The organism is Streptomyces sp. NPDC051217, assembly GCF_044455465.1.
Taxonomy (GTDB): Bacteria; Actinomycetota; Actinomycetes; order Streptomycetales; family Streptomycetaceae; genus Streptomyces.
Window position 1 is genome coordinate 70,358 of record NZ_JBITEV010000022.1, and the last position, 24,216, is coordinate 94,573.

18 protein-coding genes and 1 tRNA gene are annotated in these 24,216 nt (G+C 71.4%); 17 read left to right on the plus strand and 2 right to left on the minus strand.

The annotated features are described in order from the left end of the window. Positions 1-31: 31 nt before the first annotated feature. The 9 genes from ACIBBB_RS33780 to ACIBBB_RS33820 all read left to right on the plus strand — a co-directional run bounded on the left by ACIBBB_RS33780 (position 32) and on the right by ACIBBB_RS33820 (position 10,651). Positions 32-1,438 (plus strand): nitrate/nitrite transporter, encoded by a 1,407-nt coding sequence (locus ACIBBB_RS33780; RefSeq protein ID WP_398988853.1) that lies wholly within the window; start codon positions 32-34, stop codon positions 1,436-1,438. Between the two features lie 50 nt (positions 1,439-1,488). Then, entirely contained in the window at positions 1,489-2,631 is a 1,143-nt protein-coding gene (locus tag ACIBBB_RS33785; protein ID WP_398988855.1) for a uroporphyrinogen-III synthase, read from the plus strand. 93 nt (positions 2,632-2,724) lie between these two features. Further along, positions 2,725-3,252 (plus strand): GNAT family N-acetyltransferase, encoded by a 528-nt coding sequence (locus ACIBBB_RS33790; protein WP_398988857.1) that lies wholly within the window; start codon positions 2,725-2,727, stop codon positions 3,250-3,252. Between the two features lie 201 nt (positions 3,253-3,453). Further along, positions 3,454-4,056 carry a CGNR zinc finger domain-containing protein gene (locus tag ACIBBB_RS33795; protein WP_398988859.1) on the plus strand — a complete coding sequence of 201 codons (603 nt, stop codon included), beginning with the start codon at positions 3,454-3,456 and terminating at the stop codon, positions 4,054-4,056. A 113-nt stretch (positions 4,057-4,169) separates the two neighbouring features. Next, on the plus strand, positions 4,170-4,802 hold the full coding sequence (locus tag ACIBBB_RS33800) for a sigma-70 family RNA polymerase sigma factor (RefSeq protein WP_398988861.1): 633 nt from the start codon (positions 4,170-4,172) through the stop codon (positions 4,800-4,802). Further along, positions 4,799-5,680, plus strand: coding sequence for an anti-sigma factor family protein (locus tag ACIBBB_RS33805; protein ID WP_398988863.1), 882 nt, complete (start codon positions 4,799-4,801; stop codon positions 5,678-5,680). The genes ACIBBB_RS33800 and ACIBBB_RS33805 overlap by 4 nt, the downstream gene beginning before the upstream one ends. A gap of 61 nt (positions 5,681-5,741) precedes the next feature. Then, entirely contained in the window at positions 5,742-8,303 is a 2,562-nt protein-coding gene (locus tag ACIBBB_RS33810; protein ID WP_398988865.1) for a HelD family protein, read from the plus strand. A gap of 362 nt (positions 8,304-8,665) precedes the next feature. Beyond that, positions 8,666-10,099 (plus strand): NAD-dependent malic enzyme, encoded by a 1,434-nt coding sequence (locus ACIBBB_RS33815; protein ID WP_398988867.1) that lies wholly within the window; start codon positions 8,666-8,668, stop codon positions 10,097-10,099. A gap of 270 nt (positions 10,100-10,369) precedes the next feature. Beyond that, positions 10,370-10,651: an HU family DNA-binding protein gene (locus ACIBBB_RS33820; RefSeq protein ID WP_003954777.1), complete on the plus strand. Its 282-nt coding sequence runs from the start codon at positions 10,370-10,372 to the stop codon at positions 10,649-10,651. 69 nt (positions 10,652-10,720) lie between these two features. Here the strand turns inward: ACIBBB_RS33820 and murA are convergent, their stop codons facing one another. Continuing rightward, positions 10,721-12,061: a UDP-N-acetylglucosamine 1-carboxyvinyltransferase gene (gene murA / locus ACIBBB_RS33825; protein ID WP_398988869.1), complete on the minus strand. Its 1,341-nt coding sequence runs from the start codon at positions 12,059-12,061 to the stop codon at positions 10,721-10,723. Positions 12,062-12,345: 284 nt separating this feature from the next. On the opposite strand from murA, the gene ACIBBB_RS33830 reads away from it, so the two are divergent. The 6 genes from ACIBBB_RS33830 to ACIBBB_RS33855 all read left to right on the plus strand — a co-directional run bounded on the left by ACIBBB_RS33830 (position 12,346) and on the right by ACIBBB_RS33855 (position 20,217). Continuing rightward, entirely contained in the window at positions 12,346-12,906 is a 561-nt protein-coding gene (locus ACIBBB_RS33830) for a YqgE/AlgH family protein (RefSeq protein WP_189106895.1), read from the plus strand. Positions 12,907-12,995: 89 nt separating this feature from the next. Beyond that, positions 12,996-13,298 (plus strand): DUF3039 domain-containing protein, encoded by a 303-nt coding sequence (locus tag ACIBBB_RS33835; protein ID WP_189106896.1) that lies wholly within the window; start codon positions 12,996-12,998, stop codon positions 13,296-13,298. A gap of 346 nt (positions 13,299-13,644) precedes the next feature. Next, a complete protein-coding gene (locus tag ACIBBB_RS33840; RefSeq protein WP_398988871.1) occupies positions 13,645-15,291 on the plus strand; it encodes a beta-N-acetylhexosaminidase in 1,647 nt (548 codons plus the stop codon). A gap of 254 nt (positions 15,292-15,545) precedes the next feature. After that, positions 15,546-16,442, plus strand: a complete 897-nt coding sequence (locus ACIBBB_RS33845) for an FAD binding domain-containing protein (RefSeq protein WP_398988872.1) — start codon at positions 15,546-15,548, stop codon at positions 16,440-16,442. Beyond that, a complete protein-coding gene (locus tag ACIBBB_RS33850; RefSeq protein ID WP_398988874.1) occupies positions 16,439-17,914 on the plus strand; it encodes a 2Fe-2S iron-sulfur cluster-binding protein in 1,476 nt (491 codons plus the stop codon). The genes ACIBBB_RS33845 and ACIBBB_RS33850 overlap by 4 nt, the downstream gene beginning before the upstream one ends. Next, positions 17,911-20,217, plus strand: a complete 2,307-nt coding sequence (locus ACIBBB_RS33855) for a xanthine dehydrogenase family protein molybdopterin-binding subunit (protein ID WP_398988876.1) — start codon at positions 17,911-17,913, stop codon at positions 20,215-20,217. The genes ACIBBB_RS33850 and ACIBBB_RS33855 overlap by 4 nt, the downstream gene beginning before the upstream one ends. A gap of 66 nt (positions 20,218-20,283) precedes the next feature. Here ACIBBB_RS33855 and ACIBBB_RS33860 read toward each other — a convergent pair. Next, positions 20,284-20,355: transfer RNA gene (locus ACIBBB_RS33860), tRNA-Cys, on the minus strand. A 169-nt stretch (positions 20,356-20,524) separates the two neighbouring features. Here ACIBBB_RS33860 and ACIBBB_RS33865 point away from each other — a divergent pair. Both ACIBBB_RS33865 and ACIBBB_RS33870 read left to right on the plus strand, forming a co-directional pair. Next, positions 20,525-21,994, plus strand: a complete 1,470-nt coding sequence (locus ACIBBB_RS33865) for an MFS transporter (protein WP_398988879.1) — start codon at positions 20,525-20,527, stop codon at positions 21,992-21,994. Between the two features lie 137 nt (positions 21,995-22,131). After that, positions 22,132-23,916: a DEAD/DEAH box helicase gene (locus tag ACIBBB_RS33870; RefSeq protein WP_398988912.1), complete on the plus strand. Its 1,785-nt coding sequence runs from the start codon at positions 22,132-22,134 to the stop codon at positions 23,914-23,916. The last annotated feature ends 300 nt before the right edge of the window (positions 23,917-24,216 follow it).

The following is a 24,216-nucleotide window of genomic DNA, read 5'->3' on the forward strand; positions in this document are numbered from 1 at the left end:
GTCTTCGAACCGCACCGTCAGTGGAGGCGCGATGACCGGCCCGACGATCACCGATGCGGCGCCCGGCGCCGAAAGAGGACGATGGATCGAGCGGTGGGATCCGGAGGACCCCGCCTTCTGGGAGCGGACGGGCCGCAGGACCGCCCGTCGCAATCTGCTCTTCTCCGTGCTGTCCGAGCACATCGGATTCTCCATCTGGACCCTCTGGTCGGTGATGGTGCTGTTCATGGGGCCCGAGTACGGCGTCGACCCGGCCGGGAAGTTCTTCCTCATCGGCATGGCCACCTTCGTCGGCGCGCTCGTACGGATCCCGTACACCTTCGCCGTCGCCCGCTTCGGCGGACGTAACTGGACCGTCGTCAGCGCCCTCCTGCTGCTTCTGCCGACAGGCGCCGCCTACGCGGTGATGGAGCCGGGGACCTCGTACACCACCTTCATGGCCGTCGCCGCGCTCACCGGCCTCGGCGGCGGCAACTTCGCCTCCTCCATGACCAACATCAACTCCTTCTTCCCGCTCCGTGAGAAGGGCTGGGCGCTCGGCCTCAACGCGGGCGGCGGCAACGTCGGCGTACCGGTCGTGCAGCTCGTCGGCCTGCTCGTGATCGGGACGGCGGGCGCCACGCATCCCCGGATCGTGCTCGCGGTGTATCTGCCGCTGATCGTCGCCGCCGCCGTCTGCGCGGCGCTGTTCATGGACAACCTGGCACCGGTGCGCAACGACACCGGGGCCGCCAAGGAGGCCGTACGCGACCGGCACACCTGGATCATGGCCGTGCTCTACATCGGGACGTTCGGCTCCTTCATCGGCTACAGCTTCGCCTTCGGGCTGGTGCTCCAGACGCAGTTCGGGCGTACGCCGCTGGAGGCGGCTTCCCTGACCTTCGCCGGCCCGCTGCTCGGCTCGCTGGTACGGCCCGTCGGCGGCCGGCTCGCCGACCGGCACGGCGGCGCCCGCATCACCCTGTGGAACTTCGCCGGGATGGCGGCGGCGACCGTCGTGGTGATCTTCGCCTCGATGACCGGGTCGTTGCCCGTCTTCCTCGTCGGCTTCACCGCGCTGTTCCTGCTCAGCGGCCTCGGCAACGGCTCGACGTACAAGATGATCCCCGGCATCTTCCAGACGAAGGCCCTGGCCAGGGGCATGACGGGGGAGGAGGCGGCGCGGTACGGACGCAGGCTCTCCGGCGCCTCCATGGGGATCATCGGTGCCGTCGGCGCCCTCGGCGGGCTCGGGGTCAACCTCGCCTTCCGGGGGTCCTTCCAGCAGTCGGGGGGGACGGGCACCGCCGCGTTCGTCGCCTTCCTCGGCTTCTACGCGGTGTGCTCGGCGCTCACCTGGGCGGTATACCTTCGGAAGCAGGCGGCCGGACCGGCGACGGAGGCGGACACCGGAGCCGGGGGCGGCATGCGGCGTGGTCTCGATTACGCGGAGGTGTGAGCCCGGCTCCGCGTCGGAGCCGTACGGACGAGAGAGCGGGACACCAGACCATGTCCGAACAGCAGCAGCACGGCCCACTCGCCGGATTCACCGTCGGGGTCACCGCCGCCAGGCGCGCGGACGAACTGGGGGCGCTGCTCACGCGGCGCGGCGCCGTCGTCGTGCACGCCCCCGCGCTGCGCATCGTGCCGGTCTCCGACGACACCGAACTCCTCGCCGCCACCAAGGAGTTGATCGCCACCCCGCCCCATGTGGTGATCGCCACGACGGCCATCGGCTTCCGCGGCTGGGTGGAGGCGGCCGACGGCTGGGGCCACGGCCAGGACCTGCTCGACACCCTGCGCGGCACCGAACTGCTGGCGCGCGGGCCGAAGGTGAAGGGCGCGATCCGCGCCGCCGGGCTGACCGAGGAGTGGTCGCCGGAGTCCGAGTCCATGGCCGAGGTGCTGGACCGGCTGCTGACCGAGGGCGTCGAGGGGCGGCGGGTGGCGCTCCAGCTGCACGGTGAGCCGCTGCCCGGATTCGTGGAGGCGCTGCGGGCCGGGGGCGCCGAGGTCGTCGTCGTACCCGTCTACCGCTGGATGCCGCCCGAGGACATCGCGCCCGTCGACCGGCTCATCGAGGCGACCGTCGCGCGCACCCTGGACGCGGTCACCTTCACCAGCGCGCCCGCCGCCGCCTCCCTGTTCTCCCGGGCCAGGGAGCGCGGTCTGCTGGCCGGTCTGGTCGACGCGCTCCACCACGACGTGCTCGCCGCCTGTGTCGGGCCCGTCACCGCCCTGCCGCTCCAGGAGCAGGGCATCGACACCGTCCAGCCCGAACGCTTCCGCCTGGGCCCGCTCGTTCAGGTCCTCTGCCTCGAACTGCCGGGCCGTACCCGGACCTTGACGGTCGCGGGCCGCCGTTTTGAGATACGTGGCCACGCGGTCCTGATGGACGATGGGTTGAGGCCCGTACCGCCCGCCGGAATGGCCCTGGTGAACGCGCTCGCCAAGCGGCCGGGCTGGGTCGTCTCGCGGGCCGATCTGCTGCGGGCCCTGCCGGGGGCGGGCAGCGACGAGCACGCCGTCGAGACGGCCATGGCCCGGCTCCGTACGGCGCTCGGGGCGCCGGAACTGATCCAGACGGTGGTCAAGCGCGGCTACCGGCTGGCGCTGGACCCGGCGGCCGGCACGAAGTACGGGGGCGCGTGACGGCAGCCGCCGTGACCAGGGGCGCATGACCGTCCGTCGATCGAGGTCACCGCTGCGGTACCGAACCGGAACCGGGGCGTCTATTTTAATCGGATGGTCAACGACTCTCCTCAGTTCCGGCCCGCGCGAGCGGAGGACGCCGGTGCTCTCGCCGAGGCGCTCCTGCGCAACAGGGATCACATGGGTCCCTGGTCGCCGTACCGCCCGGCCGACTTCTTCACCCCCGAGGCGCAGGCCACCCTGCTGGCCGACCCCTCCGCCCTCCGCTGGCTCTTCGTCGACGGGGCCGATGTCGTGGGCCAGGCCACCCTCTCCACCCTCGTTCTCGGGCCGTTCCGCAGCGCCGGCCTCGGCTACTGGGTCGACGCCGCGTACACCGGGCGCGGACTGGCCACCCGTGCCGTCGAGGAGGTCTGCCGGGCCGCTCTGGAGGATCTGGGGCTGCACCGGATCGAGGCGAGCACGATGCCGTCCAACATCGGCTCGCAACGGGTCCTGGGCAAGTGCGGGTTCGAGCTGATCGGGACGGCGCCGTGCTATCTGCACATCGACGGGGCCTGGCGCGACCACCTTCTCTTCCAGCGGATCCTGCATGACGGGCCGCCGAACACCGCGCTGTAGGGCGGCTGGAGCACCTCGCCCTGAAACCGGCCGCACCGTAAAACCGTAAGAGGGCGCTTTCGGGGGCCGGGGTTCCGCCCCGCGCCCAGAATTCACCGGCCGAGGTTGAAGTGAGTTGCTTCCGGAGGGGTGCCGGAGACGTGCCGGGGCATGCACTCTGGGGAGTAGGCGGCAGTACGGTACCGAGGCGGTGACAGGCACATGACTACGGGCGTGGGCTCGTACGAGTGGAGATTCGACTCCGGGCGCGTCTGCCTGGATCTGGTGGCCACCGGCGAGCCGGACCCGAAGGGGTTCGACGAAGGGCCACGGGCCGACGACACGGGACTCCTCGGCAGCTGGCTCACCGGCTCGGGCCTCGTACCCCCCGGTACCCCGCTCGTCGGCGTCGACACCGGCTGGGTCCAGCGCTTCGCCGAACTGCGCGACTGCGTCGGCCAGTTGGTGCGCGCCGAGATCGACGGGCGGTACGCGGCAGCCGCCCTGGACCGCGTCAACGCGATCGCGGCCGGTGCGCCGCCCGGGATCCGGGCCGTACGTGAGCCGGGCGGAGGCCTCGTCCGGACGCTGAGCGACGAGCCCGAATGCGGCGCGCTGCTCGCGGCGGTGGCCAGGGACACCGTGGACCTGCTGACCGACCCCGTCGCACGGGCGCGGCTGCGGCAGTGCGAGGGCGACAGCTGCCGGCGGGTGTATCTGGACACCTCGCGCGGGCGGCGGCGGCGCTGGTGCTCCAGCGAGGTGTGCGGCAACAGGGAGCGGGTCGCGAGACACCGGCGCCGGGCGGCGCTCGCCCGCGCCTGACCCCTGCCCCGGTCCGGCCCCCGGCACCGGCCCCCGGCACCCCCGTAAAAGATCTTGAAAGATTTCCGCTGCGCCGTTGAGCAGATCTTCCCACCGGTCCGTAAGTCACCGTGATGGGAACAAGCAGCCGTCTCAAGGTCTCGACCCGGGAGGTTCAGGTGCGCGAGGATGCGGCCGTGGCCGATGACCGACCTCACCGGGCCCGGCACCGGAGCGAGGCACAGCGCACCAACACCTCCGTCCCCGACGAGGAGCTGATGCGAGCCCTCTACCGGGAACACGCCGGACCGCTGCTCGCCTACGTCCTGCGCCTCGTCGCGGGTGACCGGCAACGGGCCGAGGATGTCGTGCAGGAGACGCTCATCCGTGCCTGGAAGAACGCCGGTCAGCTCAATCGGGCGACCGGCTCTGTCCGACCCTGGCTGGTGACGGTCGCCCGACGCATCGTCATCGACGGTCACCGCAGCCGGCAGGCCCGGCCGCAGGAGGTCGACCCGTCGCCGCTGGAGGTCATGCCCGCGGAGGACGAGATCGACAAGGCGTTGTGGCTGATGACGCTCTCTGATGCCCTCGATGATTTGACCCCCGCCCACCGGGAAGTTCTGGTGGAGACGTACTTCAAGGGACGCACGGTCAACGAGGCCGCCGAGACGCTTGGTATACCCAGTGGGACCGTGCGTTCGCGTGTGTTCTACGCACTGCGGTCCATGAAGCTCGCGCTGGAGGAGAGGGGGGTCTCGGCATGACGACGTACGAGCAGTCCGGGCAGGGCGACGGCACGACCGCGCACGACGCGGCGGCGGCGTACGTGCTCGGCATTCTGGACGAGGCCGACGCCACCGCCTTCGAGGCGCACCTCGCCGGCTGCCACATCTGCGCGCTCCATCTGGAGGAGTTCGCCGGGATGGAGCCGATGCTGGCCATGCTGGCGGACAATCCGGACCCGGTCGGGCGGTCCTCGCCGTTCGGCAGGTCCGACCCCTTCGCCCAGCCCGCCGCGGTCCCCTCGGCCTCCCCGTTCGGGCGCGCCGCCGCGCCCGCGCCGCCGACGGCGCCCGCCGTCACCGTGCAGCCCAGCCCGCGGCTGCTCGACCGGCTCGTCGACGAGGTCGCGGTCAAGCGCGCCAAGCGCAGGCGCCGCTCGATGTATCTGGTGGCCGCGGCCGCCGCGCTGGTCATCGGCGGTCCCGCCGTGGCGGTCGTCGCCACCTCCGGCGACGGTGGCACGAGCAACCAGGCCGCGGACCCGCACCCCACCAGCCCCGCCGAGGACGCCTTCTTCGAGCACATGCCGGAGAAGGTCGAGGCGACGGACCCCACGACGAAGGTCAGCGCGACCGTCGGCATGGAGCCCAAGGGCTGGGGGACGCATGCCGTCCTGGAGCTGAAGAACGTCAAGGGGCCGCTGAAGTGCAGCCTCATCGCCGTGTCCAAGACCGGCGAGGAGGAGATAGTCACCTCCTGGGCCGTGCCGAAGTGGGGTTACGGCATCCCGGACAGCACGCACGACGTGGCGAAGAACCCGCTGTACGTGCACGGCGGCTCGGCCATGGAGCGGAACGACATCGACCACTTCGAGGTCCGGACATTTGACGGCAAGCGTCTGGTGGAGGTCGAGGCCTGACATACCCGCCCCCTTCGCGTACGGTTGACGGCTGCCCAGTGCACGTCAGAAGGGGGCCTCGGTGGCCGCGCAGGATGCCGCTGTTGAATCCGCCGGATCGGTTGTCGATCCCGTACGGGACAAGGGAAACGACGCCATAAGCGACCCCGTGTACGCGACGGGGAAGGACCCCGCGAGCCCCGCGGGGGCCGACTCCGTGCGCGACCGCGAGATCGGTGTCGAGCAGGAACATCTCGATCAGGTCTACCGCCGCCTCGAAGAGAAGATCGACGAGGCGGAATTCCTGATGAACGACGCCGCCAAGCGCGGTCAGGTCGGCACACCGGGCGCGCTCGCCGAACGCGACGCGCAGGTGTTCCGGGCCGGAATCCATCTCAACCGGCTCAACAACGAATTCGAGGACTTCCTCTTCGGGCGGGTCGACCTGCTGCCCGGCAAGGACGGCAAGAAGGGCCCGGACGGCGCGTACACCTCCGTCGAGCCCGCCGACGACGCCGTACGCGACGACGACACCGCCGACATCGCCGAGACGCTGCACATCGGCCGGATCGGAGTCCTGGACTCCGACTACTCGCCGCTGGTCATCGACTGGCGCGCTCCGGCCGCGGCGCCGTTCTACCGCTCGACACCGGTCGACCCCGGCCGGGTCGTACGGCGCCGTGTCATCCGCTCCAAGGGCCGCAAGGTCCTCGGCGTCGAGGACGACCTGATGCGCCCGGAGCTGACCGCCACGCTGAACGGCGCGGCGCTCCCCGTCATCGGCGACGGCGCGCTCATGGCGGCCCTCGGCCAGGCCCGCAGCCACACCATGCGGGACATCGTCTCCTCCATCCAGGCCGAGCAGGACCTGGTGATCCGGGCGCCCGCCGCGTCCGTCACCGAGGTGTCCGGCGGTCCCGGCACCGGCAAGACCGCCGTCGCGCTGCACCGCGCCGCGTACCTGCTCTATCAGGACAGGCGGCGGTACGCGGGCGGCATCCTCGTCGTCTCGCCGACGCCGCTGCTCGTCGCGTACACGGAAGGTGTGCTGCCGTCCCTGGGCGAGGAGGGGCAGGTCGCGATCCGCGCGGTCGGGTCGCTCGTGGACGGCGCGGAGGCCACCGCGTACGACGAACCCGCCGTGTCCCGCGTCAAGGGCTCGGCACGCATGCTCAAGGTGCTGCGCAAGGCGGCGCGCGGGGCTCTGGAAGGGGACAGGGCGCCCGCCGGGGGCCGCGGTGGGCGCGGCGGCCGTCCGGCGGCCGGTCAGGGAGCCGGCCAGCTCTCCTTCGGGGACGGCGGCAGCGGCGATTTCGACTCGTCGCGCGGCGGTACGTCCCCGACATCCGGGCGCGGCGTGACACCCACCCGGCTGCGGGTGGTCGCGCTCGGCCGCCGCCTGGAGCTGGAGTCAGACGAGCTGTACCGCATCAGGCAGTCCGCCCTCACCGGCACCGCCCCCGTCAACCTGCTGCGCCCGCGCGCCAGGAAGCTGCTGCTCGACGCGCTCTGGGCGAAGTCCGGCGCGGCGTCCCGGGCCGGGGACCACATGGCCGCGGGCGACGCCCAGCTGGCCGCCGAACTGCGCGGCGGCTTCGACGAGGACGTGGCGTCCGAGGACAACTTCATCGAGTTCCTGGACGCCTGGTGGCCCGAACTCACCGCGCGCGGAGTGCTCGCCGCGATGGCCGACGAGCGCCGGCTCGGCCGCTGGGCCCGCCGTATCCTGAACCCGACCGAGACCAGGAAGGTCGCCCGCTCCCTGCGGCGCGCCGGTCCCGACGGCACGGGGCCGCTGTCCGTGCACGATGTGGCGATCCTCGACGAGCTGGAGCAGCTGCTCGGCTCACCGCCCCGCCGGCGCAAGCGCCGCGAGCTGGACCCGCTGGACCAGCTGACCGGGCTCGAAGAGCTGATGCCGCAGCGCGAGGAGTCGCAGCGGGAGCGCGCGGAACGACTCGCGGCGGAGCGTACGGAGTACGCCCACGTCATCGTGGACGAGGCGCAGGACCTCACCCCGATGCAGTGGCGGATGGTCGGCCGCCGTGGCCGGCATGCCACCTGGACGGTGGTCGGCGACGCCGCCCAGTCGTCCTGGTCGGACCCGGACGAGGCGGCGGAGGCGCGCGACGAGGCCCTGGGAAACCGCCCGCGCCGCCACTTCACCCTCACCGTGAACTACCGCAACCCGGCCGAGATCGCCGCCCTCGCCGCCAGGGTGCTGGCCCTCGCGATGCCGGGCATGGAGTCCCCGGCCGCCGTCCGCTCCACGGGCGTCGAGCCGCGCTTCAGCGCCGTACGCGGCGGTGACCTGGCCCGGACCGTACGGGAGGAGGCAGCGCGCCTCCTGGACCGCGTCGACGGGACGATCGGCGTGGTCGTGGCCATGAGCCGCAGGGAACAGGCGGCAAGCTGGCTGGCGGGGCTCGGCGACCGGGTGGTGGCGCTCGGCAGCCTGGAGGCGAAGGGGCTGGAGTACGACGCCACGGTGGTCGTCTCGCCGGCCGAGATCGCCGACGAGTCCCCGGCCGGACTGCGGGTGCTGTACGTGGCCCTCACCCGCGCGACGCAGCAGCTGACGGTCGTCTCGGCGGACCGCGACGACCCCGACGAGCAGGGAGTTCCCGACCTCCTCAGAGAATGATCGTCAAGTCAACCCAGCTACGGGAATCACTTTCCGGGGTGGCTTTGTTAGCCTGACACTGGCACCGACTCGATCCAAGCCCCCGGGCCCAACCTTCGTCGCTTCGAGCGACCACTTGCCGCGAGGCGAGCATGGCGGGTCGGTGCCATCTTTTTCTTCTTAGTGTTCACGGACATTCACCGGAATACGTCTTCACAGGAGCGGGTCCGCGTCACACACTGACGCGGACCCGCTCCTGATTTCCCGGCCCGCCCCCCGTTACCGCCTACCAGCAGGTAGGTGCGACGATCGGAAAGTTCCGCCGGACCCCAGGGGCGAGGCGGTGCGGCAAGTGAAGCCAGGGAAAGCAGAGGAACACGGTCATGGCAACGGCGCCAAGCGTCTCGTACTCGATGACGGTCCGGCTGGAAGTACCCGCGAGCGGTACCGCGGTGTCCCAGCTGACCACGGCCGTGGAATCCTCCGGCGGCTCGGTGACCGGTCTGGACGTCACCGCGTCCGGCCACGAGAAGCTGCGGATCGACGTCACGATCGCCGCCAGCTCCACCAGCCACGCGGACGAGATCGTCGAGGAACTGCGGGGCATCGAGGGCGTCACCCTCGGCAAGGTCTCCGACCGTACGTTCCTGATGCACCTCGGCGGCAAGATCGAGATGCAGTCCAAGCACCCCATCCGCAACCGTGACGACCTCTCGATGGTCTACACGCCGGGTGTGGCACGGGTCTGCATGGCGATCGCCGAGAACCCCGAGGACGCCCGCAGGCTCACCATCAAGCGCAACTCCGTCGCGGTCGTCACCGACGGCTCCGCGGTGCTGGGTCTCGGCAACATCGGCCCGATGGCCGCGCTGCCCGTCATGGAGGGCAAGGCGGCCCTGTTCAAGCGCTTCGCCGGGATCGACGCCTGGCCGATCTGCCTGGACACCCAGGACACCGACGAGATCGTCGCCATCGTCAAGGCGATCGCGCCCGGCTTCGCCGGAATCAATCTGGAGGACATCTCCGCCCCCCGCTGCTTCGAGATCGAGGCGCGGCTGCGCGAGGCCCTGGACATCCCGGTCTTCCACGACGACCAGCACGGCACGGCCATCGTGGTGCTCGCCGCGCTGACCAACGCGCTGCGCGTGGTCGGCAAGGAGATCGGTGACGTACGGGTCGTCATGTCGGGCGCGGGTGCCGCCGGTACAGCGATTCTGAAACTTCTTATCGCGGCCGGCGTCAAGCACACGGTCGTGGCCGACATCCATGGGGTGGTGCACGCCGACCGCGCCGACCTGGTCTCCGCGGCGGCCGAATCGCCCCTGCGCTGGATCGCCGACAACACCAACCCGGAGGGCGTCACCGGCACCCTCAAGGAGGCCGTCGTCGACGCCGACGTCTTCATCGGTGTCTCCGCCCCGAACGTCCTGAACGGCGAGGACGTCGCGGCCATGGCGGACGGCGCGATCGTCTTCGCGCTGGCCAACCCCGACCCCGAGGTCGACCCGGCAATCGCCCGCGAGACAGCGGCAGTTGTGGCCACCGGCCGCTCCGACTTCCCCAACCAGATCAACAACGTCCTGGTCTTCCCCGGCGTCTTCCGCGGTCTTCTCGACGCGCAGTCACGCACCGTCAACACGGAGATGATGCTCGCCGCCGCGACGGCCCTCGCGGACGTTGTCACGGGTGACGAACTCAACCCGAACTACATCGTTCCGTCGGTCTTCAACGACAAGGTCGCGGGCGCTGTGGCGGGTGCCGTACGGACCGCCGCCAAGGCCGCCGGCGCCGTTGTGACAGGCGCCACGTCCGTCTGACGCCCGGCGCGTCGCGATTCGCGGCACCGTGAACCCACCTCTAGGGTGACGGACCATGAGCCCGCTGCTCCAAGGGGGTTTCAGGGCCCGGATTGGCTTTCCCGCCGCTGGTGGGGGCAGGATGCTTTCTCAAGGACTATGTCCAGGGGATACCCCACTGGGGCGCGAAGACCTGAAAAACAGACCCGCTCGACGGGACTGTCAGAGGGTCCTGGCAGCATCGGCTTCGATCTCACGCCTCACACGCAAGAAGAACACGGGAGTAACAACATGAACCGCAGTGAGCTGGTGGCCGCCCTGGCCGACCGCGCCGAGGTGACTCGCAAGGATGCCGACGCCGTGCTGGCCGCCCTCGCCGAGACGGTCGGCGAGATCGTCGCCAAGGGCGACGAGAAGGTCACCATCCCCGGCTTCCTGACCTTCGAGCGCACCCACCGTGCCGCTCGCACCGCTCGTAACCCGCAGACCGGCGACCCGATCCAGATCCCGGCCGGTTACAGCGTGAAGGTCTCCGCGGGCTCCAAGCTCAAGGAAGCCGCCAAGGGCAAGTAACCCTCAGGCACGGCACAAGGGCGGTCACCCCGGTCGGGGTGACCGCCCTTGGCGTTCGAGGACGAGGTGTCAGACGACGGAGCCGCCCGGGAGTTCGACCTTCGCGCCCAGCTCGACCAGCTTCTCCATGAAGTTCTCGTAGCCGCGGTTGATCAGGTCGATGCCGTGCACCCGCGAGGTGCCCTGCGCCGCCAGAGCCGCGATCAGATACGAGAAGCCGCCCCGCAGGTCGGGGATGACCAGGTCGGCGCCCTGGAGCTTCGTGGGGCCCGACACGACCGCGGAGTGAAGGAAGTTGCGCTGGCCGAAGCGGCAGTCCGAGCCGCCCAGGCACTCCCGGTACAACTGGATGTGGGCGCCCATCTGGTTGAGCGCGGAGGTGAAGCCGAGCCGCGACTCGTACACCGTCTCGTGGACGATGGACAGGCCCGCCGCCTGCGTCAGCGCCACCACCAGCGGCTGCTGCCAGTCGGTCTGGAAACCGGGGTGTACGTCGGTCTCCAGGGCGATCGCGTTGAGCGGGCCGCCCGGGTGCCAGAAGCGGATGCCCTTGTCGTCGATCTCGAAGGCCCCGCCGACCTTGCGGAAGGTGTTCAGGAAGGTCATCATCGACCGCTGCTGCGCGCCGCGTACGTAGATGTTGCCCTCGGTCGCCAGCGCGGCCGACGCCCAGGACGCGGCCTCCAGCCGGTCCGGCAGGGCGCGGTGGTTGTAGCCGCCGAGCGTGTCGACCCCGGTGATCCGGATCGTCCGGTCGGTGTCCATCGAGATGATCGCGCCCATCTTCTGGAGCACGCAGATCAGGTCCTCGATCTCCGGCTCCACCGCGGCGTTCGACAACTCGGTGACGCCCTCGGCCAGAACGGCCGTCAGCAGCACCTGCTCCGTCGAGCCGACCGAGGGGTACGGCAGCCGGATCTTCGTGCCGCGCAGCCGCTGCGGGGCCTCCAGATACTGCCCGTCCGCGCGCTTCTCGATCGTCGCGCCGAACTGGCGCAGCACCTCGAAGTGGAAGTCGATGGGCCGGCCGCCGATGTCGCAGCCGCCGAGGCCGGGGATGAAGGCGTGGCCGAGGCGGTGCAGCAGCGGGCCGCAGAACAGGATCGGGATGCGCGACGAGCCCGCGTGGGCGTCGATGTCCGCGACGTTGGCGCTCTCGACGTGCGAGGGGTCGAGGATCAGCTCGCCCGGTTCCTCACCGGGGCGCACGGTCACGCCGTGCAGCTGGAGCAGCCCCCTGACCACCCGTACGTCACGGATGTCGGGCACGTTGCGCAGTCTGCTTGGCCCGCTGCCGAGAAGGGCGGCGACCATGGCCTTCGGCACCAGGTTCTTCGCGCCTCGGACGCGGATCTCACCCTCCAGCGGGGTTCCGCCGTGGACAAGCATTACATCAGCTGTGCCGGTCATGAATCTCGCGTTCCGGTGTCGTCGGACAGGGGGCCAAAGCAAAAGAGTAAGGGGCTCGCACCCCTGTGCCGTAAGGCATCGGACAGGCCGAAGCCGCAGAGAAGACGGCCGGACACTTTCCGTCCGCCGTCCCTTGCGGAGAGTCACCCTTCTTGCCGTGTCCGCTTCGGTCCAGGGTGCGGCGGTTCCTTGCGCTCCCCGTGCCGCCGTGCGCCTGAGCTGCGATCACGCGCACTCTGCCGCGCGGCCCCCGCGGAAGGCGAATGTGCGGGATCATGTCTCGCATGACCGAGGTGTCCTCGCTCACAGGGCGGCTGCTCGTCGCGACTCCGGCCCTGGCGGATCCGAATTTCGACCGCGCGGTGGTGCTCCTGCTCGACCATGACGAGGAGGGGTCACTCGGCGTGGTCCTCAACCGGCCCACGCCCGTGGACGTCGGGGACATCCTGGAGTCCTGGGGCGGGCTGGCCGGCGACCCGGGTGTGGTCTTCCAGGGCGGACCGGTATCCCTCGACTCGGCGCTCGGGCTCGCGGTCATCCCCGGTGACGAAGGGCCCCTCGGCTGGCGGCGGGTGCACGGCGCGATCGGCCTGGTCGATCTGGAGACGCCGCCCGAACTGCTCGCGCGGGCCCTCGGCTCGCTGCGGATCTTCGCCGGTTACGCGGGCTGGGGGCCGGGCCAGCTGGAGGACGAGCTGAGCGAAGGCGCCTGGTACGTGGTCGAGTCGGAGCCCGGCGACGTGTCGTCGCCGCGGCCGGAGAGCCTGTGGCGCGCGGTGCTGCGCAGACAGCGCAGCGAACTGGCCATGGTGGCGACCTATCCGGACGACCCCTCGCTCAACTGACGCGTGAGCGGGCGGCTGCGGAGTGTTCGGACACCGCCCCTGGGCCCGGAGCCCTCAGGATGGCGCGAGCGTGGGTACCCTTGGCGGTTATGAGCACTCTTGAGCCCGAGCGCGGGGCAGGTACGGGCACCCTCGTGGAGCCGACACCGAAGGTGTCGCACGGCGACGGCGACCACGAGCGCTTCGCCCACTACGTCCAGAAGGACAAGATCATGGCGAGTGCCCTCGACGGCACTCCTGTGGTGGCACTGTGCGGAAAGGTCTGGGTACCGGGGCGCGACCCCAAGAAGTACCCGGTCTGTCCGATGTGCAAGGAGATCTACGAGTCCATGGGCCCCGGCGGGGACAAGGACAAGGGCGGCAAGGACAAGAGCGGCAAGGGTAAGAACTAGGCGTGTTCTGAAAGTACCGTCGTCCGCCCGCAGGGCGGGAGCCGGACGGGACTCTCACCACACGGCCCGGAGCCCGTCGTTCTTCGTCGAGCGCCGGACGGCTCCGGGGCGCGCACTCGCGCGCCCCGGAGCCTTTCGCGTCGGCGGGCGCGTGAGCGGGTAGGTCGGAGGTGCACGGACGGACCGGGCGCACAGACGTGCCAGGGAACGCTCACGTGTGCCTGATCACCGAATGGTTGAGACCGCTTGTCCGTTCGTCAGGGCCGGGCCTAGTGTCCACGTGCACGCTCCAACGACCCATTGACTCCGGCATATGCCAGCCGAACGAGGACTGAGGACTGACGTGATGGACCTGATCCCGGCGCCTGTCAGTGTCGAAGGCCCACAGAGCGGTGGCTTCGTCCCCGACTCGGCCACCACCCTCTGGGCGGCGCCCGGGACCGAGACCACCGAGCGCTGGCTGCGCGCCACCCTCGGGGCCGCGCTGGGGCTGCCGCTGGCCCCCGGCCCCGCGGGCGGCAGCAACGCGGTCTCGCTGAGCATCGACGAGTCCATGGCCCCCGAGGCGTACCGGCTGGACATCACCGCCGAATGGGGCGCCGAGATACACGGCGGCAGCGCGGCCGGCGTCTTCTGGGGCGCCCAGACGCTCCGTCAGCTCCTCGGCCCCAAGGCATTCCGTCGCGCGCCGCTGTCCCCCGGCGTACGGCAGGAGATCCCCCGTCAGGTCATCGAGGACCAGCCCCGCTTCGGCTGGCGCGGCGTCATGCTTGACGTGTCACGCCACTTCATGCCCAAGGACGGCGTCCTGCGCTTCCTGGATCTGATGGCCGCGCACAAGCTCAACGTCTTCCACTTCCACCTCACCGACGACCAGGGCTGGCGCGTCCAGATCAAGCGTCACCCGAAGCTGACCGAGGTCGGCGCGTGGCGGTCGCGGACCAAGTACGGCCACCGGTTCTCGGACATGTGGGACGAGAAGCCGCACGGCGGTTTCTACACCCAGGACGACATCCGCGAGATCGTCGCGTACGCCGCCGAGCGGCACATCTCCGTCGTCCCCGAGATCGACATCCCCGGCCACTCGCAGGCCGCCATCGCCGCCTACCCGGAACTGGGCAACACCGATGTCGTCGACACCTCGGCGCTGGACGTCTGGGACACCTGGGGCGTCAACCCGAACGTGCTCGCCCCCAGCGACAACACCCTGCGCTTCTTCGAGGGCGTCTTCGAGGAGCTGCTGGACCTCTTCCCCGCCGCCACCTCGCCGTTCATCCACATCGGCGGCGACGAGTGCCCCAAGGACCAGTGGAAACGGTCGCCCGCCGCCCAGGAGCGGATCCGTGAACTCGGCCTGGCCGACGAGGACGAACTCCAGTCCTGGTTCATCCGGCACTTCGACGGCTGGCTCTCCGCACGCGGCCGGCGTCTCATCGGCTGGGACGAGATCCTGGAGGGCGGGCTGGCCCCCGGCGCCGCCGTCTCCTCGTGGCGCGGTTACGCGGGCGGGATCGCGGCGGCCAAGGCCGGCCACGACGTGGTCATGTGCCCCGAGCAGCAGGTGTATCTGGACCACCGTCAGGCGGCGGGCGAGGACGAGCCGATGCCCATCGGATACGTCCGCACGCTGGAGGACGTCTACCGCTTCGAACCCGTACCGCCGGAGCTCACCGGCGCCGACGCCGCCCATGTCCTCGGCACCCAGGCCAATGTGTGGACCGAGGTGATGCAGGACCGCTCCCGTGTCGACTACCAGCTCTTCCCGCGCCTCTGCGCCTTCGCCGAGGTCGCCTGGTCCGCCCTGCCCGCGTCCCCGGACCGCGCCTTCACGGATTTCGAACGGCGAATGGCCGTGCACTACAAGCGCCTCGACGCCCTCGGGGTCGATTACCGGCCGCCCGGGGGCCCGTTGCCCTGGCAGAAGCGCCCGGGGCCGAACGGGGACTCGGCCGTTCTCGGACGTCCGATCGAGGGAGCGCCCCCGAACGTGTGATCCCCCCGACCGGGCTCCCCGGGCCCTCCGTACGAATAAGTCGTACATGGAGTACCGAATGCTGGCATTCCGTATGTGTCGGTGAAGAGGCGTGAAAACGGACCTTCCCCTCGTTCAGGGGCGGATGCGTGCTTCATGGACCCTCGGACCGGTAGGCCCGGAAGATGTGCCAGAGTTGCCTCGTCCGGCCTGTGAGCACGTACGGTACGGCCAACACAGACGGACAGCCGGGACACCGGGAAGGGGCAGCTGGGTTGACCACGCACGCACCGCAGACGGCGCAGTCCGTGACGCTGCCGGCCTCGCTCGACGAGGCCGTGGCGGCGCTGAGCGCCATGCCTGCCGCCGTGCCCGTCGCGGGTGGAACCGATCTGATGGCCGCTGTCAACAAGGGCCTGCTCAGACCGGCCGGCCTGGTCGGCCTCGGCCGGATCAGCGAACTGCGCGGCTGGCACTACCAGGACGGACACGCCCTGCTGGGCGCCGGACTCACCCACGCGCGGATGGGGCGGCCCGACTTCGCCGCCCTCATCCCCGCGCTGGCCGCGTCCTCGCGCGCCGCCGGGCCGCCCCAGATCCGTAACGCCGGCACGCTCGGCGGGAACATCGCCACCGCGGCGCCCACCGGCGACTCGCTGCCCGTGCTGGCGGCCCTGGAGGCGGACCTCGTCGTCGCCGGCCCCGGGGGCACCCGCCGCGAGATCCCCGTCGCCCATCTGCTGGCCGGCCGCGAGATGCTGGCGCCCGCCGAACTCATCGGCTTCGTACGGGTCCCGCTGCTGCACGCCCCGCAGGTCTACCTCAAGGCGACCGGCCGCACCGGCCCCGGCCGGGCCACCGCGTCCGTCGCCGTCGTGCTCGACCCGGCCCGCCGCGGCGTGCGCTGCGCGGTCGGCGCCATCGCGCCGATGCCGCTGCGCCCGATGGAGGCCGAGCGCTGGATCGCCTCGCTGATCGACTGGGACGCGGACCGCGGGCTGGCGCCCGAGGCCCTGACGGCCTTCGGCGAGTACGTCGCCGCGGCCTGCATCCCCGATCCGGCTCCGGCGGCCGACGGGAGCGAGCCGCCCGCCCTGCCGCCCGCCGTGCTGCACCTGAGGCGTACCGTCGCCACTCTGGCTCGACGAGCACTGGGGAGGGCGCTGCCGTGACCACCGACGAGAACGAGAACTCCGGGACTCCGGAGGGGCGTCGACAGGACCCTTCGCACGGGCACCCGCGGGGGCGTGGCGCCTGGCAGCCGATCCCGCAGGGTGGCGAGTACGACGCCGAGGCGACCGCGTTCGTCCAACTGCCGCCCGAGGACAGGGCGGACGCGCCGCTCGCGGCACGCGGGCACGGGTACGTACCACCGACGATCGACCAGCGGCAGCCGGACGGGGGTGCCGGTCCCGCGGGTCCGGCGGCCGCCGGTCAATGGGCGGCGGGGACGCCGCAGGCGCAGCCCGATCCGTACGGCTACGGGTCGGGTCACGGGCAGGGGCACCCTCAGGGGTACGGCGCGAGCCAGGACGTCGGGCCGGGCGCGCCGGGGGTGTCGCACGATCCGCGGGCGACCGGTCAGTGGTCCTTCGCCGACGCGGACGGCGCCGCCGCCGACCCCCGTACGGAGCCGGCGCCGACCGCTCCGTCGCAGCTCACCGGCCAGTGGGTGATCCCGGTCATCGGGGAGGAGCTTCCTGACGAATCGGGCGAGTTCACCACCTCGATGCCCACCACGTCACAGTGGTCGGGCGGTGCCCCGCCGGCCACCCTTCCGGGTGGTGCTCGCGCTCCGTGGGCTCCGGAACCGGAACCGCTTCCGGAGCCCGTGGCGGAACAGCGGCCCGAGGCCGTGGACGTACCGGCGCCCGCCGCGCCCGCGCACGAGACGGACGGCGAGTCCGAGTCCGCCCCACCGGCCGGGGTGACCGGGGCGGTAGCCGTACCGGAAGCGGAAGCGGAACTCGCGCCCGAGCCCGCGGCCGACCCGGAACAGGCACCGGAGCCCGAGCCCGAGCCCGAACCCGCCCCCCTCACCAGCAGCAACGACAGCGCCGAACACCCCGCCAACTCCTACGTCCTGCGCGTCAACGGCGGCGACCGCCCCGTCACCGACGCCTGGATCGGCGAGTCCCTGCTCTACGTCCTGCGCGAGCGCCTCGGCCTCGCCGGCGCCAAGGACGGCTGCTCGCAGGGCGAGTGCGGCGCCTGCAACGTCCAGGTCGACGGCCGTCTCGTCGCCTCCTGCCTCGTCCCGGCGGCCACGGCGGCCGGCTCCGAGGTCCGTACGGTCGAGGGTCTGGCCTCCGACGGCGAACCGTCCGACGTCCAGCGCGCGCTGGCCAACTGCGGCGCCGTGCAGTGCGGTTTCTGTATCCCCGGCATGGCCATGACCGTCCACGACCTTCTCGAAGGCAACCACGACCCCAGCGAGCTGGAGACCCGCCAGGCGCTGTGCGGCAACCTCTGCCGCTGCTCCGGATACCGGGGTGTGCTCGACGCCGTCGGCGAGGTCGTCGCCGAACGCGCGGCGAGCGCCGAGGCCGCCGCCGACGAGGCCCGCATCCCGCACCAGGCACCACCGGGCGCCGGCGGCGCCCACCCCGCACCTCTCGACCCGCACGACGGAGGCATGGCGTGAGCAACGACGCGGCCACCGAGACCCAGGCACTCGACGGCCCCCAGCAGGAGCCGCCCGCGCTGGGTCTCGGCGCTTCTCTCCCACCGGCCGACGCCCGCGCCAAGACCGAGGGCACGTTCCCGTACGCCGCCGACCTCTGGGCCGAAGGACTGCTCTGGGCGGCGCTGCTGCGCTCACCGCACCCGCACGCGCGCATCCTGTCGATCGACACGTCGGCCGCCTCCGAAATGCCCGGCGTACGGGCCGTGGTGACCCATCTCGACGTACTCGGCGACCCCTCCTACGGGCGGCTCGTCGCCGACCGTCCCGTCTTCGCCTCCGAGGTCGTACGTCACCACGGGGAGGCCATCGCCGCCGTCGCGGCCGACCACCCCGACACCGCCCGGCTGGCCGCCGCCGCCATCGCCGTCGAGTACGAGGTCCTCGACCCGGTCACCGATCCGGAGAAGGCCTTCGAGGCCGAGCCGCTCCACCCCGACGGCAATCTGATCCGCCACATCCCGCTGCGCTACGGCGACCCCGACCTCATGGGCGAGGTGGTCGTCGAGGGCCTGTACCGCATCGGCCGCCAGGACCCGGCCCCCATCGGTGCCGAGGCCGGACTCGCCGTACCGCGTCCCGACGGCGGCGTGGAGATCTACACCGGCTCCACCGACCCGCACACCGACCGCGATCTGGCCGCCGCCTGCTTCGGTCTCGAACCCGACCAGGTGAAGGTCGTCGTCACCGGCGTCCCCGGCGCCACCGGCGACCGCGAGGACCCCGGCTTCCAGATCCCGCTCGGCCTGCTCGCGCTACAGACCGGCTGCCCGGTGAAGCTGGCCGCGACCCGCGAGGAGTCCTTCCTCGGCCACGCCCACCGGCACCCGACGCTGCTGCGCTACCGGCACCACGCCGACAGCGAGGGCCGGCTCGTCAAGGTCGAGGCGCAGATCCTGCTCGACGCGGGCGCGTACGCGGACGCCTCGGCCGAATCCCTCGCGGCAGCCGTCGCGTTCGCCTGCGGGCCGTACATCGTCCCGCACGCCTTCATCGAAGGCTGGGCCGTACGCACCAACAACCCGCCCTCCGGCCATGTCAGGGGCGAGGGCGCGATGCAGGTCTGCGCCGCGTACGAGGGCCAGATGGACAAGCTGGCGGCCAAGCTCGGCATCGACCCGGCCGAACTGCGCCTGCGCAACGCGCTGGCGACCGGCGACATCCTGCCCACCGGGCAGACCGTGACCTGCCCGGCGCCCGTCGCCGAACTGCTGCGCGCCGTACGCGACTTCCCGCTCCCCGCGCTCCCCAAGGACGTCCCCGAGTCGTCCTGGCTGCTGCCGGGCGGCCCGGAGGGCGCGGGCGAGCCCGGCGCCGTACGCCGCGGCGTCGGCTACGCGCTCGGCATGGTCCACATGCTCGGCGCCGAGGGCGCCGACGAGGTCTCCACGGCCACGGTCAAGGTCCACGACGGCGTCGCCACGGTCATCTGCGCCGCCGTCGAGACCGGCCAGGGCTTCTCCACCCTCGCCCGCCAGATCGTCCAGGAGACGCTCGGCATCGAGGAGGTGCACGTCGCGTCGGTCGACACCGACCAGCCTCCGGCGGGCCCCGCCACGCACGGCCGCCACACCTGGGTCTCGGGCGGCGCGGTCGAGCGGGCGGCGAAGATGGTCCGTACACAGCTCCTCCAGCCGCTGGCGCACCAGTTCGGCATGTCGACGGAGCTGCTCCAGATCACCGACGGCAAGATCACCTCCTACGACGGGGTGCTGTCGACCACCGTCACCGAGGCGATGGACGGCAAGGAACTGTGGGCCACGGCCCAGTGCCGCCCGCACCCCACCGAGCCGCTGGACGAGGCGGGTCAGGGTGACGCGTTCGTGGGGCTCGCGTTCTGCGCGATCCGCGCGGTCGTGGACGTCGACATCGAACTCGGGTCGATCCGCGTCGTGGAGATGGCGGTCGCGCAGGACGTCGGCCGGGTCCTCAACCCGGCGCAGCTCGCGACCCGTATCGAGGCCGGTGTCACGCAGGGCATCGGTACGGCCCTGACGGAGAACCTCCGTACGACCCGCGGTCTGGTACGCCGTCCCGACCTCACCGGCTACGCGCTGCCGACGTCGCTGGACGCGGCGGACATCCGTATCGTCAAACTGGTCGAGGAGCGGGACGTGGTGGCGCCGTTCGGGGCGAAGCCCGCGAGCGCGGTGCCGGTCGTGACGTCCCCGGCGGCGGTCGCGGCGGCGGTACGCGCGGCGACGGGCCGACCGGTCAACCGGCTGCCGATCAGGCCGCAGTCGGCCGTGGTGACGGCGGGATGAACGAAGCCCTCCCCGAAAGAACTTCGGTGAGGGCTTCGAAAGGGACTTCTCAGGAACTTCTTGAAGAGGCCGTGGCGGGAATCGAACCCACGTAACTCGATTTGCAGTCGAGCCCCTGAACCACTCGGGCACACGGCCGTGCGTGCTGATGACTCGACCGTAAGCGGGGCGGCGTACGGCCCTCAAGGGCGCCTGGCACCCCGCAACGCGACTGCCATACGCCGTTCATGGTCGTACGACCAAGGGACGAGGCCCACACCGACCAGCGACAGGGCTCAACCGGGTCTACGCCCCTTACTCTGAGCCCATGACCGCCCTGGAACCGAGCGACGCCGACGTCGCCGCCGAAGCCGCCCCGCTGCCTGGCCCCTTCGACTCGGGCCAGGACGGCATCCTCGGCAAGACCCACCGGGCGCTCAGCGTCGGCATCGTCTGCGTTGTCCTGCTGATCGCCTTCGAGGCGACGGCGGTCGGCACGGCGATGCCGGTCGCCGCGCGGGAGTTGCGGGGCGTCTCGCTGTACGCGTTCGCCTTCTCCGCGTACTTCACCACCAGCCTCTTCGCGATGGTGCTCTCCGGGCAGTGGGCGGACCGCAGCGGCCCGCTCCGCCCGCTCGTCACCGGGATCAGCGCGTTCGCGGCCGGACTGCTGCTCTCCGGCACCGCCGGCGCCATGTGGCTCTTCATCGTGGGCCGGGCGGTCCAGGGGCTCGGCGGCGGGCTGGTGATCGTCGCGCTGTACGTGGTGGTCAGCCGCGCCTACTCGGAGCGGCTGCGGCCCGCGATCATGGCCGCGTTCGCCGCGAGTTGGGTGATCCCCTCGGTGGTCGGACCGCTCGCCTCCGGGACGGTCACCGAACACCTCGGCTGGCGCTGGGTGTTCGTCGGCATCCCGGTGCTGGTGGTGCTGCCGCTGGCGACCGCGCTGCCCGCGATACGCGCGATGGCGAGCGGGCCCGCCGACCCCTCGGGGCCCGTACCGGCCTTCGACCGGCGCCGGATCCGGCTGGCACTGGCGATCTCGCTCGGCGCGGGCCTGCTCCAGTACGCGGGCCAGGACCTGAACTGGTGGTCGCTGCTCCCCGGCGCGGCCGGCGCCGCGCTGATCGTGCCCGCCGTCCTCGGCCTGCTGCCACGCGGCACCTACCGCGCCGCCCGCGGTCTGCCGTCGGTCGTTCTGCTGCGCGGCGTGGCGGCGGGCTCCTTCATCGCGGCGGAGAGCTTCGTCCCCCTGATGCTCGTCACCCAGCGGGGCCTGTCCCCGACGCTGGCGGGCCTCTCGCTGGCCGTCGGCGGCGCGACCTGGGCGCTCGGCTCGTACATCCAGTCCCGCCCCCGCGTGGAGCCGCACCGCGAACGGCTGCTGATGGGCGGCATGGTGCTGGTCGCGGCGGCCATCGCCGCCGCGCCGAGCGTGCTGATCGACTCGGTCCCGGTCTGGATCGTGGGCGTCGCCTGGGCGGTCGGCTGCCTCGGCATGGGCGCGGTGATCGCGTCCACGAGCGTGCTGCTGCTGAAGCTCTCGCCTCCCGAGGAGGCGGGCACCAACTCCGCGGCGCTCCAGATCTCCGACGGCCTCTCGAACGTCCTGCTGCTCTCGGCGGGCGGCGCGGCGTTCGCGGCCCTGGGCGGCGGCGCGGTGGGCGCCCACGACCTCTCCGCGGCGGACGCCTCCCACCCGGCGGCCTTCGCGGCGGTGTTCCTCCCGATGGCGGCGGTGGCGCTGGCGGGGGTATGGGTGGCCACGCGGGTGCGGACCGCGCACGGCGGGGTGTGATCCCCGTCCCAACCGGTGGGGGACAGGTGTTCGTACGAGGATCGGGCCGGGCCGCCGGTAGGGTGGCCCGGTTGTCGTATCCGAGCCCGCGTATCGTCGTCCAGCCCGAGTACCCGAGCGTCCGCGAAGCGGAGACCGTGACTACTACCGCCTCCCACCACCTCTCACCCGCCTTTCCCGGCCGCGCCCCCTGGGGCACGGCCAACAAGCTGCGCGCCTGGCAGGAGAAGGCGCTGGAGCGCTATCTCCAGGAGCAGCCACGTGACTTCCTCGCCGTCGCGACCCCCGGCGCCGGGAAGACCACCTTCGCGCTGACCCTCGCGTCCTGGCTGCTGCACCACCACGTCGTGCAGCAGATCACCGTCGTCGCGCCGACCGAGCATCTGAAGAAGCAGTGGGCGGACGCCGCCGCGCGGACAGGGATCAAGCTCGACCCGGAGTACAGCGCGGGACCGCTGAGCAAGGAGTACCACGGCGTCGCCGTGACGTACGCGGGCGTCGGCGTACGCCCCATGCTCCACCGCAACCGCTGCGAACAGCGCAAGACCCTGGTGATCCTCGACGAGATCCACCACGCCGGTGACTCCAAGTCCTGGGGCGAGGCGTGTCTTGAGGCCTTCGAGCCGGCCGCCAGGCGCCTCGCGCTGACCGGGACGCCCTTCAGGTCGGACACCAACCCGATCCCGTTCGTGGCGTACGAGGAGGGCAAGGACGGTATCCGCCGCTCCTCCGCCGACTACACCTACGGCTACGGCAACGCGCTCGGCGACGGCGTCGTGCGCCCCGTCATCTTCCTCAGCTACAGCGGCAACATGCGCTGGCGCACCAAGGCCGGTGACGAGGTCGCCGCCAAGCTCGGCGAGCCGATGACCAAGGACGCGATCTCGCAGGCGTGGCGCACCGCGCTCGACCCGCGCGGCGACTGGATGCCCAATGTGCTGCGCGCCGCCGACCAGCGGCTGAGCGAGGTACGCAAGTCCATCCCGGACGCCGGCGGTCTGGTCATCGCCACCGACCAGGACCAGGCTCGCGCGTACGCCAAGCTCATCCGCGAGATCACCGGCGCGAAGGCGACCGTCGTGCTCTCCGACGAGGCCGCCGCCTCGCGGCGTATCGACGACTTCAGCGCGAGCGACGAGCGCTGGATGGTCGCCGTCCGCATGGTGTCGGAGGGTGTCGACGTGCCGCGCCTCGCCGTCGGCGTGTACGCCACCACCATCTCCACGCCCCTGTTCTTCGCCCAGGCCGTCGGCCGTTTCGTCCGCTCCCGGCGGCGCGGCGAGACCGCGTCCGTCTTCCTGCCCACCATCCCCAACCTCCTCGGCTTCGCCAACGAGATGGAGCTGGAGCGCGACCACGTCCTCGACAAGCCCAAGAAGGAGAGCGAGGAGGACCCGTACGCCGAGTCCGAGAAGGAGATGGCGGAGGCCGAGCGCGAACTCGACGAGGACACCGGCGAGCAGGACATGCTGCCCTTCGAGGCGCTGGAGTCCGACGCGGTCTTCGACCGGGTGCTGTACGACGGCGCCGAGTTCGGCATGCAGGCGCACCCGGGCAGCGAGGAGGAGCAGGACTACCTCGGTATCCCCGGCCTCCTGGAGCCCGACCAGGTGCAGATGCTGCTCCAGAAGCGGCAGGCCCGGCAGATCGCGCACAGCCGCAAGAAGCCCGACTCCGAGGCGGATCTGCTGGAGCTGCCGGCCGCCCGGCGCCCGGTGGTCTCCCACAAGGAGCTGCTGGAGCTGCGCAAGCAGCTCAACACGATGGTCGGCGCGTACGTCCACCAGAGCGGCAAACCGCACGGAGTGATCCATACCGAGCTGCGCCGCGTGTGCGGCGGACCCCCCAGCGCGGAGGCGACCGGGGGCCAACTCCGGGAGCGGATCAGAAAAGTTCAGGAGTGGGCGACCCGGATGCGCTGAGCGCGAAGGGTTGTTTTCCGCCTTTTCAGATGTCACCGCAGCGTCTGAAGAGGCGTTTCTACGCGCGTCCATTCATGGGAAATCATGCGATTGGTCAGAGCGATTCCCTTTTCGGTGCCTGTTCCGACCCGAACAGGGAGCAACTGCCCGTCCATGACCGGATTCTGGACGAGGTCTTCCGCTGAGCGGTACGGATCGCTAATGTCCCGTCATCACATACGCGCCGTGGCAGCGCCGCCGCGGAGCGCAGCCGGTGCGCCATGGCCTGCCGGCGGCCTCTCTCCGTGTCGCCGCTGGGAC

What these genes read in the sequence shown, in the direction of transcription:
- ACIBBB_RS33790 (WP_398988857.1), top strand. Translation starts at nt 2,725, where the DNA reads ATGGTCAACGACTCTCCTCAGTTCCGGCCCGCGCGAGCGGAGGACGCC.
- ACIBBB_RS33840 (WP_398988871.1), top strand. Translation starts at nt 13,645, where the DNA reads ATGGACCTGATCCCGGCGCCTGTCAGTGTCGAAGGCCCACAGAGCGGT.
- ACIBBB_RS33780 (WP_398988853.1), top strand. Translation starts at nt 32, where the DNA reads ATGACCGGCCCGACGATCACCGATGCGGCGCCCGGCGCCGAAAGAGGA.
- murA (WP_398988869.1), bottom strand. Translation starts at nt 12,061, where the DNA reads ATGACCGGCACAGCTGATGTAATGCTTGTCCACGGCGGAACCCCGCTG.
- ACIBBB_RS33800 (WP_398988861.1), top strand. Translation starts at nt 4,170, where the DNA reads ATGGGAACAAGCAGCCGTCTCAAGGTCTCGACCCGGGAGGTTCAGGTG.
- ACIBBB_RS33820 (WP_003954777.1), top strand. Translation starts at nt 10,370, where the DNA reads ATGAACCGCAGTGAGCTGGTGGCCGCCCTGGCCGACCGCGCCGAGGTG.
- ACIBBB_RS33805 (WP_398988863.1), top strand. Translation starts at nt 4,799, where the DNA reads ATGACGACGTACGAGCAGTCCGGGCAGGGCGACGGCACGACCGCGCAC.
- ACIBBB_RS33785 (WP_398988855.1), top strand. Translation starts at nt 1,489, where the DNA reads ATGTCCGAACAGCAGCAGCACGGCCCACTCGCCGGATTCACCGTCGGG.
- ACIBBB_RS33865 (WP_398988879.1), top strand. Translation starts at nt 20,525, where the DNA reads ATGACCGCCCTGGAACCGAGCGACGCCGACGTCGCCGCCGAAGCCGCC.
- ACIBBB_RS33795 (WP_398988859.1), top strand. Translation starts at nt 3,454, where the DNA reads ATGACTACGGGCGTGGGCTCGTACGAGTGGAGATTCGACTCCGGGCGC.
- ACIBBB_RS33835 (WP_189106896.1), top strand. Translation starts at nt 12,996, where the DNA reads ATGAGCACTCTTGAGCCCGAGCGCGGGGCAGGTACGGGCACCCTCGTG.
- ACIBBB_RS33830 (WP_189106895.1), top strand. Translation starts at nt 12,346, where the DNA reads ATGACCGAGGTGTCCTCGCTCACAGGGCGGCTGCTCGTCGCGACTCCG.
- ACIBBB_RS33815 (WP_398988867.1), top strand. Translation starts at nt 8,666, where the DNA reads ATGGCAACGGCGCCAAGCGTCTCGTACTCGATGACGGTCCGGCTGGAA.